The organism is Billgrantia endophytica (assembly GCF_002879615.1).
Lineage (GTDB): Bacteria > Pseudomonadota > Gammaproteobacteria > Pseudomonadales > Halomonadaceae > Halomonas > Halomonas endophytica.
Genome location: NZ_PNRF01000013.1, coordinates 205,502 through 230,402 on the forward strand (window position 1 = coordinate 205,502; position 24,901 = coordinate 230,402).

General features: G+C 65.3%; 24 protein-coding genes. 6 read left to right on the forward strand and 18 right to left on the reverse strand.

What is annotated here, in order from left to right:
- Positions 1-88: 88 nt before the first annotated feature.
- Genes ftsX through ftsY form a run of 3 tightly spaced genes read right to left on the reverse strand, consistent with a single transcriptional unit; the run spans position 89 to position 3,059 of the window.
- Positions 89-1,072 (reverse strand): permease-like cell division protein FtsX, encoded by a 984-nt coding sequence (gene ftsX, locus C1H69_RS07590; RefSeq protein ID WP_102652793.1) that lies wholly within the window; start codon positions 1,070-1,072, stop codon positions 89-91.
- The gene (gene ftsE, locus C1H69_RS07595; RefSeq protein ID WP_102652794.1) at positions 1,069-1,737 is read right to left on the reverse strand and encodes a cell division ATP-binding protein FtsE; all 669 of its coding nucleotides are present in this window, start codon (positions 1,735-1,737) and stop codon (positions 1,069-1,071) included. The genes ftsX and ftsE overlap by 4 nt, the downstream gene beginning before the upstream one ends.
- Positions 1,734-3,059 carry a signal recognition particle-docking protein FtsY gene (ftsY, locus tag C1H69_RS07600; RefSeq protein ID WP_102652795.1) on the reverse strand — a complete coding sequence of 442 codons (1,326 nt, stop codon included), beginning with the start codon at positions 3,057-3,059 and terminating at the stop codon, positions 1,734-1,736. Before ftsY ends, ftsE begins: the two co-directional genes overlap by 4 nt.
- Before the next feature lie 90 nt (positions 3,060-3,149).
- On the opposite strand from ftsY, the gene rsmD reads away from it, so the two are divergent.
- Together rsmD and C1H69_RS07610 are read left to right on the forward strand one after the other, a co-directional pair.
- Positions 3,150-3,803 carry a 16S rRNA (guanine(966)-N(2))-methyltransferase RsmD gene (gene rsmD, locus C1H69_RS07605; protein WP_102652796.1) on the forward strand — a complete coding sequence of 218 codons (654 nt, stop codon included), beginning with the start codon at positions 3,150-3,152 and terminating at the stop codon, positions 3,801-3,803.
- A 114-nt stretch (positions 3,804-3,917) separates the two neighbouring features.
- A complete protein-coding gene (locus C1H69_RS07610; protein ID WP_102652797.1) occupies positions 3,918-4,109 on the forward strand; it encodes a cell division protein ZapB in 192 nt (63 codons plus the stop codon).
- 23 nt (positions 4,110-4,132) lie between these two features.
- Here C1H69_RS07610 and rimI read toward each other — a convergent pair whose 3' ends face one another.
- The 4 genes from rimI to C1H69_RS07630 are packed head-to-tail and all read right to left on the reverse strand — an operon-like array spanning position 4,133 to position 7,203.
- Positions 4,133-4,615 carry a ribosomal protein S18-alanine N-acetyltransferase gene (gene rimI, locus C1H69_RS07615; protein ID WP_102652798.1) on the reverse strand — a complete coding sequence of 161 codons (483 nt, stop codon included), beginning with the start codon at positions 4,613-4,615 and terminating at the stop codon, positions 4,133-4,135.
- Positions 4,608-5,450, reverse strand: coding sequence for a hypothetical protein (locus C1H69_RS07620; protein WP_102652799.1), 843 nt, complete (start codon positions 5,448-5,450; stop codon positions 4,608-4,610). Before C1H69_RS07620 ends, rimI begins: the two co-directional genes overlap by 8 nt.
- Positions 5,447-5,755, reverse strand: coding sequence for a BolA family protein (locus tag C1H69_RS07625; RefSeq protein WP_102652800.1), 309 nt, complete (start codon positions 5,753-5,755; stop codon positions 5,447-5,449). Before C1H69_RS07625 ends, C1H69_RS07620 begins: the two co-directional genes overlap by 4 nt.
- 35 nt (positions 5,756-5,790) lie before the next feature.
- Positions 5,791-7,203, reverse strand: a complete 1,413-nt coding sequence (locus C1H69_RS07630) for an MFS transporter (protein WP_102652801.1) — start codon at positions 7,201-7,203, stop codon at positions 5,791-5,793.
- A gap of 372 nt (positions 7,204-7,575) precedes the next feature.
- Between C1H69_RS07630 and C1H69_RS07635 the strand changes: the two genes are divergently transcribed.
- On the forward strand, positions 7,576-8,115 hold the full coding sequence (locus C1H69_RS07635; RefSeq protein WP_102652802.1) for a DUF2478 domain-containing protein: 540 nt from the start codon (positions 7,576-7,578) through the stop codon (positions 8,113-8,115).
- Positions 8,116-8,238: 123 nt separating this feature from the next.
- Here C1H69_RS07635 and C1H69_RS07640 read toward each other — a convergent pair whose 3' ends face one another.
- From C1H69_RS07640 to C1H69_RS07655, 4 genes are all read right to left on the reverse strand, one after another.
- Complete coding sequence (locus tag C1H69_RS07640) at positions 8,239-8,625, reverse strand: hypothetical protein (RefSeq protein WP_102652803.1); 387 nt, start codon at positions 8,623-8,625, stop codon at positions 8,239-8,241.
- Positions 8,626-8,884: 259 nt separating this feature from the next.
- Positions 8,885-10,435, reverse strand: coding sequence for a lysine--tRNA ligase (gene lysS, locus C1H69_RS07645; protein WP_102652804.1), 1,551 nt, complete (start codon positions 10,433-10,435; stop codon positions 8,885-8,887).
- A 71-nt stretch (positions 10,436-10,506) separates the two neighbouring features.
- Positions 10,507-11,605 (reverse strand): peptide chain release factor 2 gene (prfB, locus tag C1H69_RS07650; RefSeq protein WP_338066167.1). Its coding sequence is split into 2 segments (ribosomal slippage): positions 10,507-11,529 and positions 11,531-11,605, totalling 1,098 coding nucleotides; the frame shifts between segments, so codons are not numbered across the junction.
- A 194-nt stretch (positions 11,606-11,799) separates the two neighbouring features.
- Complete coding sequence (locus tag C1H69_RS07655; RefSeq protein WP_102652805.1) at positions 11,800-13,107, reverse strand: OmpP1/FadL family transporter; 1,308 nt, start codon at positions 13,105-13,107, stop codon at positions 11,800-11,802.
- 286 nt (positions 13,108-13,393) lie between these two features.
- On the opposite strand from C1H69_RS07655, the gene C1H69_RS07660 reads away from it, so the two are divergent.
- The 3 genes from C1H69_RS07660 to C1H69_RS07670 all read left to right on the forward strand — a co-directional run bounded on the left by C1H69_RS07660 (position 13,394) and on the right by C1H69_RS07670 (position 16,956).
- A complete protein-coding gene (locus C1H69_RS07660) occupies positions 13,394-13,843 on the forward strand; it encodes a MerR family transcriptional regulator (protein WP_102652806.1) in 450 nt (149 codons plus the stop codon).
- Positions 13,840-16,422, forward strand: a complete 2,583-nt coding sequence (locus C1H69_RS07665; protein WP_240609864.1) for a heavy metal translocating P-type ATPase — start codon at positions 13,840-13,842, stop codon at positions 16,420-16,422. The genes C1H69_RS07660 and C1H69_RS07665 overlap by 4 nt, the downstream gene beginning before the upstream one ends.
- Before the next feature lie 114 nt (positions 16,423-16,536).
- On the forward strand, positions 16,537-16,956 hold the full coding sequence (locus C1H69_RS07670) for a VOC family protein (RefSeq protein ID WP_102652807.1): 420 nt from the start codon (positions 16,537-16,539) through the stop codon (positions 16,954-16,956).
- Between the two features lie 176 nt (positions 16,957-17,132).
- Here C1H69_RS07670 and C1H69_RS07675 read toward each other — a convergent pair whose 3' ends face one another.
- The 7 genes from C1H69_RS07675 to rplS form a co-directional block, all read right to left on the reverse strand.
- The gene (locus tag C1H69_RS07675) at positions 17,133-17,759 is read right to left on the reverse strand and encodes a YitT family protein (protein WP_102652808.1); all 627 of its coding nucleotides are present in this window, start codon (positions 17,757-17,759) and stop codon (positions 17,133-17,135) included.
- A 58-nt stretch (positions 17,760-17,817) separates the two neighbouring features.
- Positions 17,818-19,620 (reverse strand): single-stranded-DNA-specific exonuclease RecJ, encoded by a 1,803-nt coding sequence (locus tag C1H69_RS07680; protein WP_240609865.1) that lies wholly within the window; start codon positions 19,618-19,620, stop codon positions 17,818-17,820.
- Between the two features lie 283 nt (positions 19,621-19,903).
- Positions 19,904-21,292 carry a threonine synthase gene (gene thrC / locus C1H69_RS07685; RefSeq protein WP_102652810.1) on the reverse strand — a complete coding sequence of 463 codons (1,389 nt, stop codon included), beginning with the start codon at positions 21,290-21,292 and terminating at the stop codon, positions 19,904-19,906.
- Between the two features lie 3 nt (positions 21,293-21,295).
- Positions 21,296-22,612, reverse strand: a complete 1,317-nt coding sequence (locus C1H69_RS07690; RefSeq protein WP_102652811.1) for a homoserine dehydrogenase — start codon at positions 22,610-22,612, stop codon at positions 21,296-21,298.
- A 106-nt stretch (positions 22,613-22,718) separates the two neighbouring features.
- Positions 22,719-23,465 carry a DsbC family protein gene (locus tag C1H69_RS07695; protein ID WP_102652812.1) on the reverse strand — a complete coding sequence of 249 codons (747 nt, stop codon included), beginning with the start codon at positions 23,463-23,465 and terminating at the stop codon, positions 22,719-22,721.
- A gap of 3 nt (positions 23,466-23,468) precedes the next feature.
- A complete protein-coding gene (gene xerD / locus C1H69_RS07700) occupies positions 23,469-24,371 on the reverse strand; it encodes a site-specific tyrosine recombinase XerD (protein WP_102652813.1) in 903 nt (300 codons plus the stop codon).
- 119 nt (positions 24,372-24,490) lie between these two features.
- Positions 24,491-24,847: a 50S ribosomal protein L19 gene (rplS, locus tag C1H69_RS07705; RefSeq protein WP_102652814.1), complete on the reverse strand. Its 357-nt coding sequence runs from the start codon at positions 24,845-24,847 to the stop codon at positions 24,491-24,493.
- Positions 24,848-24,901 lie beyond the last annotated feature (54 nt).

Consider the following 24,901-nt stretch of genomic DNA (forward strand, 5'->3'; position numbering starts at 1 on the left):
GACGGCCGCGACCACGGAATGTTCCATATTTGCTGGCTAGCGTGGCAGATTCCGCGAACATGCGCCAGTGGGGCCGAATCTCCGCTCCTTACCGCGGCCGAATCTCCGCGAGATGCCGACTCACGGCGATCCAGGCACCCAGCCAGCCCAATAGTGTACTGCAGATCAGCAGCGTTGCCGAGCCCGCGGCACCCAACTGCGGCAGCTGGAAGGTCGCGCCATAGCTGGCCGCCAGGGCCCTGACGGGAGCCGCCAGCCACTCGTTGCCCAGCCCAAGCAACCCCCAGGCGAGCAGGCCGCCTCCCAGGCCGTACCAGGCACCGCTGTATAGGAAGGGCCGGCGTACGAAGGCGTGGGTGGCGCCTATCAGCATCACCACCTCGATCTCCTGTCGGCGACTCTCCACCGCGAGGCGGATAGTGTTGCCTACCACCAGCAGCACACCCAGGCCGAACAGCACGCCCAGTGCCAGGGCCAGGCGACTTCCCAGCTCGGCCAGGTGGCGCAGTCGCTCCAGCCAGGCCAGGTCGAGGCGCACTTCATCGACGCCGGCCAGGTCGTCCAGCGACTCGGCCAGCTGGCGTACCGCCTCAGGCTCCGGATCCACCGGCGACACCACCACGCTCGCCGGCAGCGGGTTGTCGTCGAGACGCCCCAGGGCGTCGGCGAGCCCCAGCGCCTGCTGGAATTCGGCCATCCCTTCAGCGGCAGTGATCAAGCGGGTGCGTGCCACCCCTTCGTGGGCGCCGATGGCTTCGTTGATACGCCCGGCCTGGGCCTCTTCCACCTGGTGCGCCAGGTACACGGTCAGGGTGGCGCTCTCCTCCAGCTCGGCGTCCAGCACGCGGGCGCTGTCCAATGCCAGCCAGAGTGCCGCCGGCAGTACCAGGGCGATGGCAATGGCCAGCATGGTCAACAGACTGCCGAGCGGGTGCCGGAGCAGGCGGCGGGCACTATCCAGGCACATGGCGCGATGATGTCGTCCCCAGGCACGCATTCGGCTGCTGGCGCGTGGGCCCTGGCTCTGGCTGCGTGCCCCGCGCGGCGGCTGGCGGGCGGCATCGCGGCTCATGCGGCCTCCTCGTCGGCCACCAGCCGGCCATCCCTCAGTCTCAACATGCGGTGGCGCAGCCGGGTGATCAGTGCCAGGTCATGGCTGGCGATCACTACCGTGGTGCCGATGCGATTGAAGTCCTCGAACAGCGCCATGATATCGGCGGAGAGCTGGGGGTCGAGGTTGCCGGTGGGCTCATCGGCCAGCAGCAGCGACGGCTTGTTGACCACCGCGCGGGCAATGCCCACACGCTGCTGCTCGCCACCGGAGAGCTCGATGGGCAGCGCCTTCTCGCGATGCAGCAGGCCGACCTTGTCCAGCGCCGCCCGCACCCGGCGCGCGGCCTCGCGGGGCTCGACGCCGCGAATTTCCAGTGGCAGCGCCACGTTGTGGTAGATGGAACGATCCAGAAGCAGTTGATGATCCTGAAAGACCACGCCGATCTGGCGGCGATAGAAAGGCACCTGGCTGGCATGCAACCGGGCGATATCATGGCCCGCCACCAGCACCCGGCCCCGGGTCGGCCGCTCCAGGCGCATGATCAAGCGCAGCAGTGAACTCTTGCCGGCCCCGGAGTGCCCGGTGAGAAAGACCATCTCGCCGCGCCGCACGCGAAAGTCGAGATTGGCCAGTGCCTCGAAACGCCCACCGTAGCGCTTTCCCACGTGCTCGAAAACGATCATGCCGAGGCAGCGTCCCGCTCGTCGCCCTGGTCGAAGAGGGCATCGACGAAGTCACGGGCCTCGAAGGGCCGCAGGTCATCCAGCGACTCGCCCACCCCGATGAAGCGGATCGGCGTACCGAGTTGCTTGGCCAGGGCGAAGATGATGCCGCCCTTGGCGGTACCATCCAGCTTGGTCAGGGTAATACCGGTGACCGGCACCGCCTCGTTGAAGGTGGCGGCCTGGGAAATGGCGTTCTGTCCGGTGCCGGCATCCAGCACCAGCATCACCTCGTGGGGCGCCGTATCGTCCAGCTTGCCCATCACCCGATGCACCTTCTTGAGTTCCTCCATCAGGTGGCCCTTGTTGTGCAGCCGGCCAGCCGTATCGGCGATCAGGACATCGATCTTGCGCGCCTTTGCCGCCGCCACGGCGTCGAAGATCACCGAGGCGCTATCGGCACCGGTATGCTGCGCGATCACCGGCACGCTGTTGCGCTCACCCCACACCTTGAGCTGCTCGACCGCCGCGGCCCGGAAGGTATCCCCGGCCGCCAGCATCACGCTCCTGCCCTCGCGCTGAAAGCGTTGGGTCAGCTTGCCGATCGTCGTGGTCTTGCCCACGCCGTTGACGCCGACGACCAGGATCACAAAGGGACCCTCCCCCCTGGGGGGCAAGGCCAGTGGCTTCGCCACCGAGTCGAGCATGACGGTCAGCTCGTCCTGCAGTGCCCGATAGAGCGCCTGGGGGTCCTTGAGTTCCTTGCGTGACACACGCTCGGCAAGGCGGTCGATGATCTCGGTGGTGGCCTCGATGCCCACATCGGCCATCAGGAGCTGGGTTTCGAGGTCCTCGATCAGTTCGTCATCGATCTGCTTCTTGCCCAGGAACAGTTCGGCGATGCCATCGGTGAGGTTGGTGCGGGTCTTGCCCAGCCCAGCCCGGATCCGGGAGAACCAGCCCTTTGTCTCCCCGGCCGGCTTCTCCTGCTCCGGGGTGCGAACCGGCGCCGGTGCAGACCCGGCCTCAGGCGACGGTGCAGCCTCGGAGGGCGCTTCGCCATCGGCCTGGCCAGACGCCAGCGCGGCGTTCTCCTCCTCGCGGCCGACCTCGTCGACCGACTCGGTCCGCGCGAGCTCCTCGTCCGCCGCCGGGCCGGCCATGGCGACTTCCTCGGGTCGCTGTTCTTCAAGGATGGCCGGCTCCGAAGGGGCGGGCTCTCGTGCGGCCTCCTTCGCCGACGATGCTTCCGTCGCCTCTTCCTCGGTCAGGCCCTCCGGCCCTTGATCCAATGACCGCTGCTGCTCTTCCTGCTGCTTCTTGCGCTTGAAAAAACCGAACATGGGAGAATTCAGCCTCACGGGTGAATGATCGACACATCCTACCACCGCGCACCATGACTGTGGACAAGTCGACGGGTACAATTCGACACCATGACACGCCGCCGCACATCCCCTCGCCCTCACCGCTCCGCTTCCGTCCAACGGAACGGCAAGAGCGGCGGCCGCCTGCGCATCATCGGCGGTGACTTTCGCCGTCGCCTGCTGCCGGTACTGGACAGCCCTGGCCTGCGCCCCACCCCCGACCGGGTACGCGAAACCCTGTTCAACTGGTTGACCTCGACCACACCGGGAGCCCGAGTGCTGGACCTCTTCGCCGGCACCGGCGCACTGGGCCTGGAAGCGCTATCCCGCGGCGCCCGGGAAGCACTGTTCGTCGAACGGGACGCCCGTGTGGCCCAGGCTCTCTCCGACAATGTTCAGACTCTCGGCGCCGAGGCGCGTGGGCGCGTGGCCATCGGGGATGCGCTCGCCTTTCTCGACGCCGGCCCGGAAACCGTGCGCGGCGCCGGGGCCACGGTATTTTCGCTGGTATTTCTCGACCCCCCCTTCCGCCAGCAGCTGTCGGAAGCCTGCTGCCAACGGCTGGAGCAAGGCTGGCTGACCCCCGACGCCTACATCTATCTGGAAACGGAATCGGAACTCGACCCGAAGGTACCCGTGACCTGGCGGTTACATCGGGAAGTGCGGGCCGGCGATAGCATCGGCCGTCTCTACCGACGCCAGGCACCGGCTGACGACGAATAGCGACCGTCGCATTCCGGCTACGCTTGCCGAGCCGCGGCAAGCGGCGTTACGCTGCGCGTCGGAATCAGCGGCGGGCAGGGGCCCGCCCAGGCAGGACGTTTTCAGGAGAAAAGGATGAGCACCGAACTCTTCAACCGGCTCGAACAGAAAGTTACCAGCGCCGTCGAGGCCTTAGAGTTGCTGAAGATGGAAGCGGAAGAGCTGCGTGAGGAAAACGCCCGGCTCAAGAAGGAGCGCGAAGAGTGGGAAGAGCGCCTGACTGCCCTGCTGGGCAAGTTCGACGATCTGGACACGGGTAATGGCTGAGGCTGGGCATTGGCTCCCCGTGCTCATAGCCGGCGCGACATCAGGACCGCGTCCTCCCTCGGCGCGCCGGTTCCCCTGCCCGGGCCTGCCGGCTCACCCGGGATAGCCGGATAGTACGCACGGCGGCGCCCATCCTCCTCGAAGCCCGTCGAGCGATAGAGCCCTATGGCTGCCCTATTGCTCGCCCTCACCTCCAGCAACAGGCGCTCGCTGCCCCAGCGACGCGCCTGTTCGATCACCGCCACCAAGAGCCGGGCCGCCAGGCCACGTCGACGCTTGTCGGGGGCTACCAGCATCGCCTGGAGCTCGGCCTCGAAGGGCAGACGTGCCACGACGGCGTGGCCCGACAGCTCACCGCCACTCTCGATACCAAGCACACAGACAGATCCGTCGGTCAGGGTGGTCTCAAGCTGCCCGCGGGTCCAGGGGTGGGACTGGGCCCGTTCCAGCCTCACCAGGCATTCCAGGTCGGCTATGCCCAGACGCCTGAGGATGCCGTCAGGCATCTGGGCTTCCGCTGGCACCGTGACTTTCCCAGGCGTCGCGCCATTCATGCAGTGTTGGCCATAGGGCACGCTTGGCCTCGGCGCTGGTGGCCAACTCATCCAGGGCCACGCCCCGCCAACCCGGCAGATCCAATAGCTCACAGTGACCTTCATGAAGTCCCAGCAAGCGATCCAGCGTCTCGTCCTGACCGAAGACGAGGACACGTTCCGGTGTCCAACCGTGCCGACCGGCCCCTTCGACAAACGCCTGCAGCCCCTGGCGCGCCTCTTCCAACGGCGCCTCCACGGGCAATCCTTCCATCGGCGGCCAGCGAACCCCCTGGAAAGCGGGAAGCTGCTGCGGAATCACGCCCCCTGCCTGCAGCAGGTTAGCCAACAGGCTCAATTGCGCATCGTCGGGAGCGTTCGCGCCCGGTACGAGAATCAGCCAGCGGCCATCCAGGCATGCCATCTGCAACGAAAAGCGCAGTGGCTCCTGGAAAGAGCGGGATTCCTGAGCCTTCCCGGCACCATCAGAACTCTCGGTAGTGTCGGTGTCGGTGTCGGCCGCGGTGCCGTCCTGACCCAGTAGCTGGCGAGCACGACCGGGGACCGGTGCACGCGATTCTCGAGGCAAGGCTGACACCATGGGTGCGGTCGGCTGCCGCGTCGCGGCCTCCTCGGCCTCTCCCAGCAACGCCTGCAACCGCTCGGCGGGTGGCGTGTCAGCAGGCTTCGGCGGCGGCGACCAGTCACACGCCTCGGTTGGCCTGGCATTGGGCAACTGATAGCGAGCCACCCAGGTCGTGAAACCCATGGCTGTCAGATACTGCAAACGCTGCGGTTCGGATATCACGCGCCGGAGCCACGACAGTCGGGCGAGTCGGGCCTGGCACCGCCACGGGCCTCCCACTCGTCCGGGGTGTACAGGTGCAGCGCCAGGGCGTGCACCGGGCCGGCGAGCTCGTCGGCCAGCACGGCATAGAGTCGCTGGTGGCGCTTGACCGGCATCAGCCCCTGGAAGTGTTCGGAAACCAGCGTGACCTTGAAATGGGTCTCGGAATCGACCGGCACGGTGTGCCGGTGGCTCTCGTTCTCCACCGCCAGAAACGTGGGCTCGAGGGCCTGCAGCTTCGTTTCGATATCGGCCTGGATACTCATGTTGGCTCCACGGAGATGGATGTGGCGACATTGTACTATTTTGGCGACGACGACGCCTGCCGTGAGCTCGCCTGGGCGGCGCCGGCCAGCGGCATTCGGGCAAGGCTGGCGACCAGCGCCAGAATGCAGGCCACGCAACCGACCCATAGCGTCGCCTGCACCGGCGCATTCGCGGCCAGGAAGACGCCCACCAGCGCCACGCCGAGAGACTGCCCCACGGTTCGCGTCGTGCTGAGCACCCCCGAGGCGGCGGTGCTCAGTTCCCGGGGAGCGCTGATCATCATCTCGCGATTGTTGGGTGGCTGGAACAGCCCGAAACCCATTCCGCAAAGCGCCATGCGCCACAGGCTGTCCACGACACCGGCATCGCTTTTCAATAGCGCCAGCGAGGCCAGCCCCGACAGCAGCAGTACCAGCCCCGAGCTGGCCAGGATGCTGGGATTGACCTTGTCGGCCAACCGGCCGGCAAAGGGCCCCACCAGCATGATGGCGAGCGGCCAGGGCGTGAACAGCCAGGCGGTCTGAAGCGGGGTGAAGCCCATCTCCTGCTGGTAGAGGAACGTCAGTGCCACGAAGGCCAGCCCTTGACCGACGAAGGCGAGTCCCGAGGCGGATACCGCCAGGCTGAAGCGAGGTTCGTGAAAGAGCCTCGGGGGCAGCAGCGGGTGACTGGCACGACGCTGACGCCGCAGAAACAGGTACCCGGCCACCAGGCTCACGGCCAGCCAGCCCAGCCACTGCCAGACCGGGGCATTGTGACCCAGGGCGTCCAGAGCCAGGAAGAAGCTGCCCAACATGACCACCGAGCCGAACGCTCCCCGGCCATCGAAACCGCCCCGACGCCCCGGCTCCCGGGGCAGTGCCCGCCACGCCAGCCATAGCGAACAGAGACACAGCGGTATGTGCAGAGCGAACAGCCAGGGCCAGTTGGCGACCGACAGCACCAGGCCTCCCAGGGCCGGCCCGGAGGCGTAGCCCCCGGCTACCATCAACGCACTCAACCCAAGCGCGGAGCCCAGCAGCCGGGTGGGGAAGATGGACCGGTAGAGCGAAGGACCGATGGAAAGGGTCGCGGCGGCGCCCAGCCCCTGCAGCGCTCGAAACACCAGCAACAGCTCCAGGTTGCGTGCCAGGGCAGCCCCCAGCGAGGCCACCACGAACAGCGCCAGCCCCGCCACGTAGAGCCGGCGACGGCTGATCATCTCGCTGAAGGAGGCGAACACCAGCAGGAAGGCGGCACAGACGATCTGGTAAAGGTTGGAAACCCAGACGGCGCGCGCGGCCGACACCTCCAGGTCGCGGGCGATCGAAGGCAGCGCCAGGTTGATCATGGTGGTATCCACCACCGCCATCAGGGTGCCGAGAATCAGCGCCAGTACCGCCAGGCGCCGCTCGGGACCCGGCAGACCGTCATCGCCCTCGCGATCCTCGAATAGTCGACTTCTCAAACCCTTCCTCCTGCATGGGAATCACCCGCCGGCACGACGCTGTCACTAGGGCCCGGCACGCCCCGGCAGCCCTTCTGACCCGGGGCATTGTACCAGGCATTCTTGACCCCAAGACGCCCCTCAGGAACGTCCCATGCCGATCCGCCAATGGGCCCCGGCCTGTCCCGTCCTCGCGAGACGGGTGCGGCATTGGGCCTATTCACCACCGACTCGCACCTTTCATTGACATGCGTCATAGCCTGGTCAGATCGGCGAGGTTAGCGTTATATCAAGAAAGATATAGCGCTCAAGGAGCCAGCACCCTTGCCCGTATTTCGTCCTGTTCATCGCGGTACCGGACACGCGGCATGGTCGCGACAAAGAGGATCCATCATGCAGACACCTTTTCCTGCAGCAGCCATCGTCCACGATGGTAATGGACAGGGCGCCGATGCCCTGCTCGCCGAATTCGCCCGCACCCTGCAGGCGAACGGTCAGCGGGTCGCCGGGCTGATCACCGCTTTGGACGAGCACGGAGTCCGCTGCCACCCCATGCAGCTGATCGACGTGACCAGCAATACCCGCTACCCGATCGGCCAGGACCTGGGCCCTCATTCCCATGCCTGCAGCCTGGACCCATCCGGCCTGGTGGCAGCGAGTGGCGTACTGCGTGAGGCGCTGCACGCCGCTCCACAGCTGGTGGTGATCAACCGTTTCGGCGCCCAGGAGGCGGCCGGTCGCGGCTTCAGCACCGAAATGCTGGTGTTGATGGTCAAGGGGATACCGCTGCTGACGGTGGTGAGCCATCGTCACCTCACCGCCTGGCGGGAGCTCAGTGGAGGGCTGGCCATCGGCCTGCCTCCGGCCCTGCCGGTACTTCAGCGCTGGCACGAGCGGCTGTGCCCCACCTCGCGCGTCCGGACCGAGCCATGAAGCGTCGTCTGCTGCCCATATCGCCCCGCCGGGTCTCGAAGAGCCGACTCATGCCGGGAGTCCATGACGAGGAAACCGGCCGAAGCCGGTTTCCTCCTGAGTTCTTGCCACATCGGCAACGGCTCAATCCTGATCGGTTTCCAGCAGCAGCGAATCATCCACCTCGGAGATTTCCAGCGCCGCTTCATTATCCAGGTCGATGGCCAGGTAGCTGTGCTCGACCTGCAGGAAGCGCTGGAACAGCGGCCAGTCCACGGTCTCCGGCCACTGGCGTTCATCCTCTTCCCAGGCACGCAGCTCGGTCTCGAGGATCTCCAGGTAGCGTTCGCGGACGAAACCCGCCAGCGCCTCCGGCGTATCCATCTCGGGGATGAGGTAGACGGTACTTTCACGTTCGACGTCGGCCAGCGTCAGGTCGTCGTCTCCCACCGTGGGTTCCAGGGCGTTGATCCAGTCCACGAAGTGCCGGGTCGGCCTGACGCTCAGGGCGGAGCGGTTGAGCAGTTTCATCACGGTCTCCTCGACGTCGAAACGGTGATCATTATGGGCGCTAGCGCCGCCGCTTACCAATATTTCCGCCCATGGGCCGCGATCAGGCATTACGCAGCTCGGGGCCGATCCGGGAGAAGAGGCAACGCGACGGGGACATACCTTCGAGGAGGCGCACCGAGCCCATCCCTGGGAGCTACCGGCGCCATCCATGGCGCCGGACTTCCTCTCCGGTATTCCCCGTCGCTTCAACGACCATGCCGGCCGAAGCGCAGCCCCTTCATTCCACTTCGGGGCGCATGGCCGGGAACAGCAATACATCGCGAATCGAGGCGCTGTCGGTGAACAGCATCACCAGGCGGTCGATGCCGATGCCCTCGCCGGCGGTGGGCGGCATGCCATACTCCAGTGCCCGCACGTAGTCGGCATCGTAGTACATCGCCTCGAGGTCGCCGGCCTCCTTTTCGGCCACCTGTTCACGAAAGCGCTCGGCCTGGTCCTCGGCGTCGTTGAGCTCCGAGAAGCCGTTGGCGATCTCACGCCCGCCGACGAAGAACTCGAAGCGCTCGGTGACGAAGGGGTTGCTGTCCTTGCGCCGCGCCAGCGGGCTCACCTCGGTGGGGTATTCGGTGATGAAGGTCGGCTGCTTCAGGCGGTGCTCGACGGTCTTCTCGAAGATCTCGATCTGGATCTTGCCGAGCCCCCAGCCATCCTTGACGTCGATGTCCAGCCGCTCGGCGATCTGCCGCGCGGCGGCCTCGTCGGCCAGCGCCTCGGCATGGATGTCCGGATTGTATTCGAGGATGGAGTCGAACACGCTGATGCGCTTCAACGGGCTGCCGAAGTCGTACTCGAAGGTCTCGAGCACCTCGCCCTCGCTGTTGCGCACGGTGTTGACCACCGTGGTGGTGCCCAGCACCTGGCGGGCGATGGTGCGCAGCATCTCCTCGGTGAGGTCCATCAGGTCATCGTGGTTCGCATGGGCCTGGTAGAACTCGATCATGGTGAACTCGGGGTTGTGCCGCGTGGATAGCCCCTCGTTGCGGAAGTTGCGGTTGATCTCGAAGACCCGTTCGAAGCCACCCACCACCAGCCGCTTGAGGTAGAGCTCCGGTGCGATGCGCAGGTACATGTCGATGTCCAGCGCATTGTGGTGGGTGATGAAGGGCCGCGCCGTGGCACCGCCTGGAATCGGCTGCAGCATGGGGGTTTCCACCTCCATGAAGCCGCGATCCTCGAAGAAGCGGCGCATGGCGCTGATCACCCCGGCGCGGGTCTCGAACACCTTGCGCGAATCGGGGTTCATGATCAGGTCGACGTAGCGCTGACGATAGCGTGCCTCCATGTCGGTCAGGCCGTGGAACTTGTCGGGCAGCGGACGCAGGCTCTTCGTCAACAGCCTGGCCTCGGCCATCATCACGTAGAGGTCGCCCTTGCCGGACTTGTGCACCGGGCCCCGGCCGGCCACGATATCGCCGATGTCCCACCCCTTGATGTCTTCCAGCACGTCCGCCGACAGCCCCTTCTTGTCGATGTAGAGCTGGATCTGCCCCGTGGCGTCCTGAATGACGAGGAAGGGACCGCGCTTGCGCATGATACGCCCGGCCACAGCGGCCTCGCGCCCCAGCTCCTCCAGCGCTTCCTTCTCCTTGTCGCCGAGTTCCGCCATCAGCTCGGCAGCCTGGCTATCACGGCGAAAGTCGTTGGGAAAAGCGCTCTCGCCATGCGTATCGGCCAGCTTGCGGCGCTCCGCCAGCTTGGCACGGCGCTCGGCAATCAGGCGATTTTCGTCCTGCTGGGGGCTGTCGGAAGAGCTCTGGGGGTTGGCCATGTCGCTACCTGTCTGAAATCACGTTATTCGGTGAAACCGCTTCACATCTGGCGCCGCACGAGCGCAGCAGGCTATAGGCCCTGTTTGAGGCTGGCGACGATGAACTGGTCGAGATCGCCGTCCAGCACCTTGTCGCAGTTGCTGGTCTGCACGCCGGTGCGCAGATCCTTGATGCGCTGGTCATCGAGGACGTAGGAGCGGATCTGGCTGCCCCAGCCGATATCGGCCTTGGAATCCTCGGCCTCCTGCTTGGCGGCGTTACGCTTCTGCATTTCGTGCTCCCACAACTTCGCCTTGAGCTGCTTCATGGCGAAGTCGCGGTTGGCGTGCTGGCTGCGCTGGTTCTGGCAGGCCACCACGATGCCGGTCGGCTCGTGGGTGATGCGCACGGCCGAATCGGTGGTGTTGACGTGCTGGCCGCCGGCGCCGCTGGAGCGATAGGTGTCGGTACGCAGGTCCGCCGGATTGATCTCGACCTCGAAGCTGTCGTCCACTTCCGGCGACAGGAACACCGAGGCGAACGAGGTGTGGCGACGGCCGCCGGAGTCGAACGGGCTCTTGCGCACCAGGCGGTGGACGCCGGTCTCGGTACGCAGCCAGCCGAAAGCGTAGTCGCCCTGCACATGCACGGTAGCCGACTTGATGCCCGCCACTTCGCCGGCGGAGACCTCGGTGATCTCGGCCTTGAAGCCGTGATGCTCGGCCCAACGCAGGTACATGCGCAGCAGCATGTTGGCCCAGTCCTGGGCCTCGGTGCCGCCGGAGCCGGCCTGGATATCCAGGTAGGCGTTGTTCTCGTCCATCTCGCCGGAGAACATGCGCCGGAACTCGAGCTTCTCGAGGCTGGAATTGAGGCCATCCAGCTCCTTCTCGACCTCGGCGACGGTGTCCTCGTCCTCTTCCATCTCGGCCAGTTCGAGCAGGTCACGGCTATCCGCCAGCCCTTGGTCGAGTTCATCGATGGTCTGGACGATCTGCTCCAGCGAGGCCCGCTCGCGGCCGAGCTTCTGGGCATAGTCCGGGTCGTTCCAGACGTTGGGGTCTTCCAGCTCGCGGGAGACTTCCTCTAGCCGATCCTTGCGTTCGGCATAGTCAAAGATACCCCCTCAGGACGTCTGTCCGTTCGGCCAGGTCCTTGATGAGGTTGTGGACAGGATTCGTTTCCAGCATGGGCTCACTCGCCTGAAATCTGCAGTGGAAAAACGGCCGCCTCGGCGCAGGCGGTCAAACCAGGGCCCCGGCGGCACGGAAAAGGCGACTATTGTAGCGAAAGTGGCGCGTCGCGGAAATGCCGGGCCTGACGCAGACAGCCCGGCCGAAGCCGGGCTGTCTGCATCGCGATGAGCGCCGGCGTTGCCGACGCGCTAGAAGCGGTAGGTCAGCTGAGCGCCGAAGCCATGGGCCTCGTTCTTGTAGTCGGCGGTATAGGTAGACGTCACCGGTGGCGTGCCTTGGAATCCGTCGGACCGGATCTGATCAACCTGAGTGCTACGTTCGGTCAGATAGGAGTAAGCAAAGTCCAGCGTCAGGTCCTCCGTCGGACTCCAGCCGGCACCGATGGAGAAGATGCGGCGATCATCGGAGGGGATACGTGCACTGCGGTACTGGTCACTGGTCGGCGTGAAGTCGAGCGTGACACCCGCACGCAGGGCCAGTTGCGGATTCAACTGGTACTCACCACCCAGCGCATAGGCCCAGGCATTGGAATAATCCTGCTCCTCACGGGTGATCTCGGGGATGTTCTCACCCTCGATGAGGATACGCTCGAAGCGACTCCAGCGCGTCCAGGAAGCGCCGGCCATCAGCTTCAGGTTATCGGTCATCTGCTGGGTGACGGAGAAGTTGATCGTCTCCGGCGTCGTCAGGTCGAGAGAGGCGTTATCGGTGACCTCGATGCCAACCGCATCCGCAGTGGCTCTGAAGTCCCCCGTCAGGGTGTAGTCCACCTTGGAGCGATAGGTCAGGCCGAAGGTGGTTTCGGGTACCGGCTGGAAGATGACGCCGATGTTGTAGCCCCAGGCTTCGTCATCGCCCTCGACCCGTGAGTCGGCCTCGATCGTGGTGCCAGGCCCCACGGCGACCGGCACCTGACGCTGCAGTTCACCATCCACACGATTGTAGGTCACGCCTGCCCCAACGGACCATTGGTCATTGAAACGGTAGGACAAGGTAGGCTGAGCACTCACTACTGTCAGTTCGGTATAATTACCGAGATTGCGCCCGATAAAGCCATCTTCGTAGTCGGTCTTGGAACCGAAGGGAGCGTATACGCCGAAGCCGAATGAAAGGCGCTCATTGATCGGCTGAGCGTAAAAGGCGAACGGGATGAACGTGCCAGGCACCATATCACCATCTGATGAACCAGCCACGGATTGATCGATGACGCCCACTCCAGGCGCGCTGCGTGTCGCCTCGGCATTGCGAATGCGACTGTTGACGTTCAGATAGGTTCCACCCGCCGTCACCTGAGCGCGATCCAGGAAGGACATGCCCGCCGGATTGCCGAACACGATGGAGGCATCGTTGACGTTGGAACTCCGCCCGGCATGGCCGTAGCCCTGGCCGCTGACGCTCTGCTCGTTGATCTGGTAACCGCCGGCGTTGGCCTGGCTGGCGAAAGCGGCTGCGGCAACCGCCACGGCCCAGGTAAGTTTATTGAACTTGTTATGCATGATCTCGACGTCCTCTTCCAAATGCGAGCTGGCGTTCTTGGTTTGATTCAGCGCATCCTCGCCGGGATGCTGTTCTACTGGACACAGTCTTTGCCAAACATCCGTTTGGTTCAAGGCCAAACGTTCGTTTTAATACCGAAAATCCTTATACTTTAGTTGTGCTTAGGCGGAAGTGATTGAACTTTTCCTTTGTGCATCGCAGCGCGCCGCATGGCCGGTTCTTGACCTCTGTGTAACCCATAGGTTTTACACTTCCGACATGGTCCCAACATCAGGAGACTCCGCCATGAAGGTCAGCGAACTGGCCCGGTGCGCCGACGTGACCGCCGAGACGGTGCGCCACTACACCCGCGAAGGGCTGCTGCACCCCGAGCGTCACCCGGATAACGGCTATCAGCTCTATGACCGGGCCGACCTGGAGCGGCTGCGTTTCATTCAGCGGGCCCGGATGCTGGGCTTTGGCGTGGCCGAGATCCGCGACATCCTGGCCCACGCCGACCAGGGCGACTCGCCCTGCCCCATGGTGCGCGACCTGCTGGCCAGCCGGCTGCCACAGATCCATGATCGCATCGCCGAACTCCAGGCTCTGGCAGCACGCATGGAACAAGCGCTGGAGGCATGGGCCGAGATGCCCGACGGCACGCCCGACGGGAACAGCCTGTGCCGGCTGATCGAGAGCTTTCCCGACACACTGAATGCCAAGGCTTGCTGCCACTCCGGCGAGGAGACCCGATGAGCATCCCACGACCTCTGGTTCGCACCGTACCCGGCATGAATTGTCAGGGCTGCGTGAAGCGCATGCGCGAGGCGATCCAGGCCCGCGACCCGGACGCCGAGGTAACCGGCACCCCGGCGGAAAAACGGCTGGACGTGACCACCGCCCTCGACGGGGAAACGCTCGATCGCGTGCTGCAAAACGCCGGCTACCCGGTCGGTGATGCAGAAAAACCCGACGCAGTCATTCCCGATGCAGCGACGCCATCAGGGCGGGGTGGGGCCAGCCGTGATCGGCGCCCCGGGGCCGCCCCGGGCCTTGCCTCACACCGTCTGTCGATCTCCGGGATGACCTGTGCCAGCTGCGTCAACAGCGTGCAGCAGGCGCTGGAGAGTGTGCCGGGAGTCGCCACGGCAACCGTCAACTTCGGTACTCGCACCGCCCAGGCGCATGGCAGCACCGACATCCGATCGCTGATCAAGGCGGTAGAAGCCGCCGGCTACGGTGCCGAACCCATCGTTGACCTGCGCCAGGCCGAGCAGGCCCGGGCCGAGCACGATGCCAGGGAATATCATCGACGCCTGCGCGGGAGCTTCTGGTCGTTGGCGCTTGCCGTGCCACTGATGGCCAGCATGTTCTTCCATCACCCCCACCCGGTCGGCGTGGGGCGGCTCTACTGGCTGGTGATCGGCGTACTGACCCTGGCGGTTCTGGCCGGCCCAGGACGGCATTTCTTCGTCAACGCCTGGAAGCATTTCACGCACCACCAGGCCAACATGGACACCTTGATCGCCATGGGCACCGGTACCGCCTGGTTCTATTCCATGGCGGTAGTGGTCTTCGCCCCCTGGCTGCCGGCGGTGGCCCACGGCATCTATTTCGAGGCCTCGGCGATGATCGTCGGGCTGGTATTGCTGGGCAACGCGCTGGAACTCAAGGCCCGTGGCCGGACCAGCGAAGCGCTCAAGCGCCTGCTCGACCTGCAGAGCCGTACCGCCCGGGTGATTCGTGACGGCGAGGAGAAAGAACTCCCCATCGACGCAGTGCGCGAAGGGGACCATATCCGCGTACGCCCCGGCGAGCGCCTGCCGGTGGATGGCGAGGTGACCAGCGGGGCCAGCCACATCGACGAGTCGATGCTGACCGGTGAACCGCTGCCCGTGGCCAAGCGCGAGGGCGACGAGGTCCATGCCGGCACCATCAACGGCAAGGGCGGGCTGGTCTTTCGTGCAACGCGCGTAGGCGCCGACACCCGCCTGGGACAGATCACCGAGCAGGTGGCCATGGCCCAGAGTTCACGCCCGCCCATCGGCGAACTGGCCGACAAGGTGTCGAGCGTCTTCGTGCCCAGCGTCATGATCATTGCAGTGATCACCGCGCTGGCGTGGTTCAACTTCGGCGCCGAGCCACGGATGGTCCATATGCTGGTCACCGCCACCACGGTACTGATCATCGCCTGTCCCTGCGCGCTGGGCCTGGCGACGCCCATTTCCACCATGATCGGGGTGGGCAAGGCCGCCGAGCACGGCGTGCTGGTGCGCAGCGGCGAGGCACTGCAGACCGCCAGCCGGCTCACCACCCTGGTGGTGGACAAGACCGGCACCCTCACCGAGGGCAAGCCGCGGGTCACCGAGGCGGAGTTTCCGGGTTCGCCGTCACGGAGCGAAAAGCAGAAGACCCTTGGCCTGGTGGCGGCGCTGGAACGAGGCTCCGAACACCCCCTGGCCGCCGCCCTGGTGGCGCATGCCGAGGAGGCCGATGCCGGGCCCGTCGAGATCCGTGACTTCGACAGTGTGACCGGCGGCGGCGTCAAGGCACAGGCGCTGGATGGAAACGCTCTCCTGCTGGGCAACGCCCGTCTGCTGGAGGAAGCCGGCATCGACCTCTCTCCCGGCCACGAAGTGGCCAGGCGGCTGGAGGAGAAGGCGCGCACCGTGGTCTATCTGGCCGTGGGGGGGCGGCTCGCCGCGCTGTTCGGCATCAGCGACCCGCTGCGTGCCGACACCGTCACAGCGATCAGGCGCCTGCAGGCCGATGGCCTCAAGGTGGTGATGCTCACCGGCGACAACGTGCATACCGCCAGAGCCATCGCCGCCGAAGTGGGAATCGACGACTTCCGCGCGGGGCTGCTGCCCGAGGACAAGCACGCCGAGATCGAACGCCTGCAGCAGGCCGGCGAGGTGGTCGGCATGGTGGGCGACGGCATCAACGACGCACCGGCATTGGCCCGGGCCAACGTGGGCTTCGCCATCGGACAGGGCACCGACGTCGCCATCGAGAGCGCCGGCATCACCCTGATGCGCAGCTCGCTGCACGGTATCGCCGACGCCATCGAGATCAGCCGCATGACCCTGCGCAACATCAAGCAGAATCTGGTGGGCGCCTTCGGCTACAACACCCTCTGCATTCCCATCGCCGCGGGTGTGCTCTACCCGATCACCGGCATGCTGCTGTCGCCGATGATCGCGGGGGCCGCCATGTCGCTCTCCTCGATCACCGTGGTCAGCAATGCCAACCGGCTGCGGCTGCTCAAGACCCGTGGCGATACCCACGCTCAGCGCGACAAAAGCGCCATCGAACACCAGGAGGCCCTGTCATGAGCTGGATACTCAACCTGGCGGGCCTGGCCCTGATCGTCGCCATCATCTGGTGGTTCTGGCTGGCCAGGCGCTGACTGCTAGGCTGAAGGAAAATGGCAAGGCAGGGAGAAGACCATGCCCAGACTCAACGGCGTACTGGAAACCGCACTCTACGTGGAGGACATGGACCGGGCACGCGCCTTCTTCGAGGGCGTGATGAGGCTGGAACCGTTCAACGCCGATCACCGTTTCACCGCCTACGATGCCGGTGCCGGCTCGGTCCTGCTGCTGTTCCGGCAGGGAGAGACCCTGGAGACGGTGGTGCTACCGAAGGGCATGGGCACCATACCCCCCCATGACGGCAGGGGACGCCTGCATCTGGCCTTTGCCATCACCGCCGAGTCCTTGCCCGGCTGGGAGGCCCAGCTGCAGGACCATGGCGTGCCCGTCGAGGGCCGCACCCACTGGCCCAAGGGAGGCGAGAGCCTCTACTTCCGCGACCCCGACGGGCACCTCATCGAGCTGGCGACGCCAGGCGTCTGGCCTAATTATTAGAAACACCGATTTCTTGCTGTGCTCGTTATCCTGTCCGCCGGCGGTACCGAGGCGTCGGACCGTCACAATCCTCATTGAGCAGCCAGTCAACTCCGGTTGCTCCGTTCCGGCGGCGACCAGCCTAACTTCGCTCGCGACAGAAATCAGCGCTTCTAACCAAGTAATGAAAGTGCTTGTTAGGAAACACCCATATAGCGGCCGGGCTTATGATTCAGGGCAATAATCAAATTGAGCGCCACGGCCCCAAGCACAGAAAGCCCGACCCGGTCGGCAGGCAGCACCAGCAGGGCGGCGAGCATGATCAGGCCATCGATGCCGAGCTGCACATAGCCGGCGCGCAGGCCATGGTGCGCCTGCAGGTAGAGCGCCAGGATATTGATGCCGCCCAGGCTGGTACGGTGGCGAAACAGCACCAGCATGCCGATGCCGATCAGGCTCCCCCCCATCAGCGAGGCATAGAGCGGGTTGAGGCTCTCGATCGAGATCCACTTGCCGGTCAGTTCGGAGAACAGCGACACCAGGCCGATGGCGATGAAGGTTCGCAGGGTGAACGACCAGCCCATCCGCTTCACGGCCAGGTAGTAGAACGGCAGGTTGATCAGGAAGAACCACACCCCGAAGCGCCAGCCGGTGGCGTACTGCAACAGGAAGGCCATGCCGGCGGTGCTGCCGGTCAGCAACAGGGCCTGGGTATAGAGCGTCACCCCAAGCGCCACGAACAGCGTTCCCACCAGCATCGCCATGATGTCCTCATAGAGGTGATGCACGTGGAAGCGGTCGGTGGGCAACTCTTGTGGGTCCATGCAGCATTCCTCGTGGAAAATTCGGTTCCGCGAACCAGCGCGACGAGCAAGCCCGCCTTCAAGTGACGTTCGATGCCTCCGCATGCTCGACCATGAGCTGCAGAGACTCCCGCCCCTTCCAGCGATTGCGGCTGAGCCGGTAGGCGCAGCGCAGGTGATCTCCCAGGCCGAAGGCCGGCAGCTCGCCGGGTGTGAGCGCGCGGAACCAGATCGCCCGCAGGCTCGTCGCACCCGCCGAGAGCGTCATCATCAGGTGGCTGCCGTCGGCACCCACTGGCCTGAGCGCCTCCACCAGGAAATCGCCCTCGAACAGGGGCGCATCGAATTCCCGTCCGTAGGGGCCGAGTCTGTCCAGTTCGTCGAGCGTCGCCAGGTCGAACTGGACCGGCATCAGCTCGCCGTCGGTCAACACGTGAGGAAAGAGCTCGATCCCTCCCAGCTGTTCACCCACCGCCTGCAGGAAGGCCGTGCGAAAGGCATCGAACTGGTCGACCGGCACGCCGACCCCCGCCGCGCCGCGATGACCGCCGAATCGTGGCAGTGTCTCGGGGGCCAGCTCGAAGGTACGCTGCAGGGCGTCACGCAGGTGCAGCGCCTCGATGGAACGCCCGGAGCCTGTGAGCATGCCGGGGGCTGCCGCCGGGGTCATCACCAGGGCGGGCCGGCCATAGGCCTGCACCAGACGTGAGGCGACGATGCCCTGCACCCCCGGGTGGCCGTTTTCCAGAAACACCACGATGGCCGGCTGGTCAGAGGAGAGCTGCGGTACCGCCAGCAGGCGGGCCTGCTCGGTCATGTCGGCCTCGATGGCCTTGCGCGACTGGTTGTCCTGATCCAGCGTATCCAGATGCCGGGTTGCCGTGCCGTCATCGGCGGCGAGCATGAAGTGCAGTGCCGCGTAGGGATCATCGAGGCGCGAGCGGGCGTTGATCCGGGGCCCCATCTGGAAGGCCAGGGTCTCGGCGGTGAAGGGTGTGCTGTCTTCCCCTAACCTGGCCGCCATGGCCCGCCAGCAGGCCGCCTCCATGCGATTGATCAGGATGAGCCCATGGCTGACCACCGCACGATTGGCGGGGCTTGCCCCCAGGGAGACGCAGTCCGCCACGGTACCCAGCGCCACGTAGGAGAGCCAGGGCGAGAGCTTGGGCGTGGACGACGACAGCGCGCCCCATTCGATGAGCACCTGGCGTGCCAGCGACATGACCAGCCAGGCCACCATGCAGCCGGCGATAGTGGCATCGGGATAGTCGCAGTCGTCTCGCGTCGGATTGACGACGGCATGGGCCGAAGCCGGCGGCCCCTCCACCGGCAGGGCATGATGGTCGCTGACCACCACGTCGATGCCCGCCGCCTTGAGCCGAGCGATACGCGCTTCATCCGAGCTACCGCAGTCGGCGGTGATCACCAGGCTTGGCCGCGGTTTCAGCGACAGCGTGCGCTCCACCAGCGGCAGGCTGATGCCATAGCCGTCGTGAATACGGTGGCCGATCAGGCTGTGCAGCCGCGCCTCGGGCACGCCGAACAGCTCGACCAGGGTGCGCCGGATCACCACGTGGGAGGTAATGCCATCGACGTCGTAGTCAGTGAGGATACCGATATGCTCGCCGTCCACCACCGCCTGGGCGATGCGCTCGGCGGCGCGGCGGCCATCGGCCAGGCGCTCCGGGTGTTCGAGATAGCGCAGGCTGGGCTGGGTCAACGGCGCCAGCTCCCCATCGTAGCCAGCCAGGCGGCCGGCCAGCACCCGGGCCTGCAGCTCGGTCAGCCCCTCGGCGCGGGCGCGGGCATAGAGCGCCTCGTTGCGCGGGCGCGGCAGCAGCCGCGGCTTGAGTCGGGCGTGCAGGTCTGACGGCGCGATCACGTCCAAGCGTGGCTCCTGTTGCAGCGAGAGGGGTTTTGAAGCACTTGTCACGCCGCGATGTACGAGACGCGGCGTTATACCCAGGCAGCATGATAGCAAGGGGCGCCGGGGACAGCCTTCGCAAGGTTCTGGTGTCACCGACGCCCGCCCGGGGCTGCCCCGGGGAAAGGCCTGTTCGGGGGCGCTGTAAATACTTCCCTGTACGCTACTTTTTCCTTCCCTGGAAAAAGACCCCCTCCAGACCTTTCCCCGGCGCCCCTCGCCTCAGCGTCGGCCTTCCGTTCTAGCGGCGATTCTCAGCCACGAACGCCTGCACCCGCGCCAGCTCCGCCGGCAGCACGGTGTAGCGCTCCTCACGCTCCAGCAGGTCATCCATGTGCGGCGGCAGCGGCACGCCCGGGAAGCCGGCCTTGACCACCGCCTCGGCGAACTTGGCCGGGTGGGCCGTGGCCAGGGTGATCATCGGCGTTTCGGCGTCGGCCCTGGCCCGCTCGGCGGCACGATAGCCGGTGGCCGTATGCGGATCGAGGACCTCCTTGGTGCGATGATGCGCCTCGCGGATCACCTCGAGGATGGTGGCATCGTCGACGCTATGGCTGGCAAACAGCTTGCGCAGCCTGGCCAGCGGCGCCTCGGCCAGCGCCGTGGGCTCGGACTGGAAGCGCTCGAGCAGGTTGCGTACCGCGTCGCCGTCGCGCTCATAGGCCTCGAACAGCAGCCGCTCGAAGTTGGACGACACCACGATGTCCATGGAGGGCGCGAGGGTGGCTACCAGCTCCTGCCTGGAAAAGTCGTTGGCGGCCAGCGTGCGGTGCAGGAGGTCGTTGGCATTGGTGGCGATGATGAACTGCTTGACCGGCAGGCCCATGCGATAGGCCATGTAGCCGGCGAAGACATTGCCGAAGTTGGCCGACGGCACGCAGAAGCTCACCTGGCGATGCGGGGCGCCCAACGCAACGCCGGCGGCCACGTAGTAGACGATCTGGGCCATGATGCGCGCCCAGTTGATCGAGTTCACCGCCACCAGGCGAGTGCCGCCAAGGAACGCCTGGTCGGCGAAGCTCGCCTTGACCATCGCCTGGGCGTCGTCGAAGTTGCCCTCGATGGCAACGTTGAAGACATTGTCGGCCAACACCGAGGTCATCTGCCGACGCTGCACCTCCGAAACCCGGTTGTGCGGATGGAGGATGAAGATGTCCAGGTTGTCGCAATGGCGACAGCCCTCGATGGCAGCCGACCCGGTATCGCCTGAGGTGGCTCCCATGATCACGGCCCGCTCGCCGCGCTTGGCCAGGAAGTGATCGAGCAGCCGACCGAGCAGTTGCAGGGCGATGTCCTTGAAGGCCAGCGTCGGGCCATGGAACAGCTCGAGCAGGAAGTGGTTGGCATCGAGCTGGTTGAGCGGCACCACGGCGTCATGGCTGAAGGTGGCATAGGCATCACGCACGATCTCGCGGAAGGTTTCGTCGTCGATCTCGCCGTTGACGTAGGGCTTCATGACGCGAAAGGCGATCTCGGCATACGACAGCCCGGCCATGCCGGCCAGTTCCTCCCGGGAGAGCTGTGGCACGGTTTCCGGCACGTAGAGGCCACCATCGCTGGCCATGCCGGTGAGCACGACCTCTTCGAAGGAGAGCGCGGGTGCCTGCCCACGGGTACTGACATAGCGCATCACTTACTCCTGCTCGTCCAGCGACTCGACACGGATCCGCGTTACCGGCCCGGCGATGTCGGCCATCGACTCGATATGGCGTATCGCCTCGTTCATGTTCTTTTCACGGATGCGATGGGTCAGCAGAATGATCGGTACCAGTTCGCCTTCGGTGGCCTCCTTCTGAACCAGGGCCTCGATGGAGATGCCTTGCTCGGCGAGGATAGCCGCCACACGGGCGAGCACGCCGGGGCGGTCCACCGCCAGCAGCCTGAGGTAATAGGCAGTGACGATATCTTCCATGGGCAGAATCGGCATGTTGCCGTCATCGTCGCCGATACCGCTGAAGGCCAGGTAGGGCACACGGTAGTGGTGATCGGTGGCGATATCGCGGGCCACGTCGAGCAGGTCCGCCACCACCGCCGACGCGGTGGGCTCGGCGCCGGCGCCGGCGCCGTAGTAGAGGGTCGGTCCCACGGCATCGCCCATGATGGCGATGGCGTTCTTGACCCCGTGAACGTTGGCCAGCAGACGCTCCTTGGGAATCAACGTCGGATGCACACGCAGCTCGAGCCCCGCATCGGTACGCTTGGAAATGCCCAGGTGCTTGATGGTATAGCCCAGGTTGTCGGCCTGCTCCACGTCATCGAAGGTGACCCGGGAGATGCCTTCGGTATAGGCCTTCTCGAACTGAAGCGGCACCCCATAGGCGATGGACGCCAGGATCGTCAGCTTGTGGGCGGCATCGATGCCTTCCACATCGAAGGTGGGGTCCGCCTCGGCGTAGCCCAGCGCCTGGGCTTCGGCGAGCACGTCCTCGAAGGAGCGGCCTTCGCTGCGCATGTGCGTCAGGATGTAGTTACCGGTGCCGTTGATGATGCCGGCCACCCATTCGATACGATTGGCACCCAGGCCCTCGCGCAACGACTTGATCACCGGCACGCCACCGGCAACGGCGCCTTCGAAGGCGACGATGACACCCTGCTCATGGGCAGCATGGAAGATCTCGTTGCCATGTACGGCAATCAGCGCCTTGTTGGCCGTGACCACATGCTTGCCGTTGGCGATGGCCGTCAGCACCAGTTCGCGGGCCAGCTCGTAGCCCCCGACCAGTTCCACCAGGACATCGATATCGGGATTGCGGGCCACCTCGAAGACATCCGTGGTGGTCTTGATGCCGGTGAGGTCACACTGGGGATTCAGGCTGCGGTGCGCCACCTGCTCGATGATGATCGGACGGCCGGCTCGCCGCGCGATCTCATCGGCGTTTCGCGTCAACACGTTGAAGGTGCCGCCGCCTACGGTACCCAGACCACAGATTCCCACTCTCACCGGTTTCAATGTACTGCTCCCCTGATTGATTCAATGTCCAGTCGTTTCAATGTCCAGCTGTTTCACCGCCGGCGTTCGCCTATCTCGGCCGGCTGCCTCGCTGGTTGTCTCGTTGTCAGTCGCCAAGCCCGAGCATCTCGGCCAGGCGTTCCGCGGGTACATAGCCCGGCACCATGCGGCCGTCAGGCAACACGATGGCCGGCGTGCCCTGCACGCCAACTTCCATGCCCAGATGATACTGTGCCTCGACCGGATTGTCGCAGTCGGCGGTCCCCGGCAGGGCTTCCTGGCGCTTGGCCGTGGCCATGGCCTCGCTGGGGTTGTCGGCACACCATATCTGCTGCAACAGGCGCGCGCCCTCGGCGTTCATGCCGGTACGCGGAAAGGCCAGGTAGTGGACCTCGATACCGAGTTCGTTGAGGCGCGGCACCTCCTCGTGGAACTGCCGGCAATATGGGCAGGTGGTATCGGTGAAGACCACGATCTCCGCCTGGCTGTCGGCAGTACCGCGAAAGACGACACGCTCGGCTTCGGGCACGCTGGCCAGGCGTTCCGCACGCTCGCTGTTGCGGGACTGCTCGGTCAGGTTGACCAGCCCCTGCCCGCTGTTCTCGTAGAGGTCGCCCACCAGGAAGAACTTGCCTTCCGCGTCGCTGTAGAAGGATTCGCCGGTATCCAGCCGCACCTGGTAGATACCATCCATCGGCGTCTCGTTCACGCTGGAGACCGGCATGGGTTGGCCATTGACCTGAAGTTGCTCGGCCAGGCGGTCGGCCTCGCTCGCCTGGGCACCCGCCGACAGGAGCAGGAGTAATGTCATGGCAGCCAGGGCGCTGGCAATACGATTGGGTAACACGATCATGAGTCAGCCTCGAGGATGATGGTCGGCGTGCAGGACTTCGAGTCGAGCCTGCGCGACATGGGTATAGATCTGGGTGGTCGACAGATCGCTGTGACCGAGCAGCAGCTGTACGACACGCAGATTGGCGCCATGATTCAATAGATGCGTCGCAAAGGCGTGTCGCAACGTGTGGGGCGACAGCGGATGCGTGATATGAGCGGTGCGGGCATGGGCCTTGATGCGATGCCAGAATGCCTGACGCGTCAGGCTGCGGTCTCCCCGCCCGGGAAACAGGGCCGGGCGTGTGACATCCTGCATCAAGGCGCCGCGAGCCGTGCGAAGATAGCGCGACAGCCAGTGTACGGCTTCTTCCCCCAGTGGGACCAGTCGATCCTTGTCCCCCTTTCCGCGCACACGCACCACGCCCTGGCGCAGGTTCACCGCATCCACGGTCAGCCCCACCAGTTCCGAGACCCGCAATCCACAGCCGTAGAGGATTTCGAGCATCGCCCGGTCGCGCAAGCCAAGGTCCGTCGAGAGATCGGGAGCCGCCAGCAACCGCTCCACCTCCTCCTCTTCCAGGGTGTCCGGCAGGTTCGGTCGCACCCGGGGCAAGCGCACCTCCGCCAGTGGGTCACGATCGATGCGCGCCTCGACCAGTGCCCAGCGATAGAAACCGCGCAGGCTGGAGAGCAGTCGCGCATTGCTGCGCAAGTGATAGCCGGCTCCACGCCGCTCGTCGAGCCAGGCCGGCAACACCGCCTCGCCCGGCATCAGCAGCGAGCCACCCACCTCGTCGAGCCTGGCGACCCAGGCTTCCAGGTCGCGCCGGTAGGCTGCCAGGGTATGTTCGCTGGCCCCTCGCTCCAGCCAGAGCGTGTCGAGAAAGGTGTCGATCAGGACAGGGGATTCATCGACTTGCGACATGAACGTGCTCCCGGGCGGTACCACACCGTGGCCCCATGCAACGAAACCCCGCCCCGCGCAAGCGGTGACGGGGTTTCGCAAGTGGCGCCCCCGAAGGGCACGCCGTCAGCCGACCAGGCTTAGCCCAGCTTTTCCTTGATGCGGGCAGACTTGCCGCTGCGCTCGCGGAGATAGTACAGCTTGGCCTGGCGCACGTCACCACGACGCTTCACCTCGATGGAGTCGACCAGAGGGCTGTAGGTCTGGAAGGTACGCTCGACGCCCACGCCGTGAGAGATCTTGCGCACGGTGAAGGCGGAGTTCAGGCCACGGTTACGCTTGCCGATCACCACGCCTTCGAAGGCCTGGAGACGCTCACGGGTGCCTTCCCTGACCTTGACCTGCACGACCACGGTGTCACCCGGGGCGAAATCCGGCACCTGCTTGCTCATCTGCTCGCTTTCAAGCGCCTGGATCACCTTGTTCTTGCTGCTCATGACAATGACTCCTCGATAACTGGCATCGTCGGCAGGGCCGCGATGCGTGATCCC

Bases quoted from the DNA above. Each gene is read 5' to 3' on its own strand.
- ftsX (WP_102652793.1), bottom strand. From the start codon at position 1,072: ATGAGCCGCGATGCCGCCCGCCAGCCGCCGCGCGGGGCACGCAGCCAG.
- ftsE (WP_102652794.1), bottom strand. From the start codon at position 1,737: ATGATCGTTTTCGAGCACGTGGGAAAGCGCTACGGTGGGCGTTTCGAG.
- ftsY (WP_102652795.1), bottom strand. From the start codon at position 3,059: ATGTTCGGTTTTTTCAAGCGCAAGAAGCAGCAGGAAGAGCAGCAGCGG.
- rsmD (WP_102652796.1), top strand. From the start codon at position 3,150: ATGACACGCCGCCGCACATCCCCTCGCCCTCACCGCTCCGCTTCCGTC.
- C1H69_RS07610 (WP_102652797.1), top strand. From the start codon at position 3,918: ATGAGCACCGAACTCTTCAACCGGCTCGAACAGAAAGTTACCAGCGCC.
- rimI (WP_102652798.1), bottom strand. From the start codon at position 4,615: ATGCCTGACGGCATCCTCAGGCGTCTGGGCATAGCCGACCTGGAATGC.
- C1H69_RS07625 (WP_102652800.1), bottom strand. From the start codon at position 5,755: ATGAGTATCCAGGCCGATATCGAAACGAAGCTGCAGGCCCTCGAGCCC.
- C1H69_RS07635 (WP_102652802.1), top strand. From the start codon at position 7,576: ATGCAGACACCTTTTCCTGCAGCAGCCATCGTCCACGATGGTAATGGA.
- C1H69_RS07640 (WP_102652803.1), bottom strand. From the start codon at position 8,625: ATGAAACTGCTCAACCGCTCCGCCCTGAGCGTCAGGCCGACCCGGCAC.
- lysS (WP_102652804.1), bottom strand. From the start codon at position 10,435: ATGGCCAACCCCCAGAGCTCTTCCGACAGCCCCCAGCAGGACGAAAAT.
- C1H69_RS07655 (WP_102652805.1), bottom strand. From the start codon at position 13,107: ATGCATAACAAGTTCAATAAACTTACCTGGGCCGTGGCGGTTGCCGCA.
- C1H69_RS07660 (WP_102652806.1), top strand. From the start codon at position 13,394: ATGAAGGTCAGCGAACTGGCCCGGTGCGCCGACGTGACCGCCGAGACG.
- C1H69_RS07665 (WP_240609864.1), top strand. From the start codon at position 13,840: ATGAGCATCCCACGACCTCTGGTTCGCACCGTACCCGGCATGAATTGT.
- C1H69_RS07670 (WP_102652807.1), top strand. From the start codon at position 16,537: ATGCCCAGACTCAACGGCGTACTGGAAACCGCACTCTACGTGGAGGAC.
- C1H69_RS07675 (WP_102652808.1), bottom strand. From the start codon at position 17,759: ATGGACCCACAAGAGTTGCCCACCGACCGCTTCCACGTGCATCACCTC.
- thrC (WP_102652810.1), bottom strand. From the start codon at position 21,292: ATGCGCTATGTCAGTACCCGTGGGCAGGCACCCGCGCTCTCCTTCGAA.
- C1H69_RS07695 (WP_102652812.1), bottom strand. From the start codon at position 23,465: ATGATCGTGTTACCCAATCGTATTGCCAGCGCCCTGGCTGCCATGACA.
- xerD (WP_102652813.1), bottom strand. From the start codon at position 24,371: ATGTCGCAAGTCGATGAATCCCCTGTCCTGATCGACACCTTTCTCGAC.
- rplS (WP_102652814.1), bottom strand. From the start codon at position 24,847: ATGAGCAGCAAGAACAAGGTGATCCAGGCGCTTGAAAGCGAGCAGATG.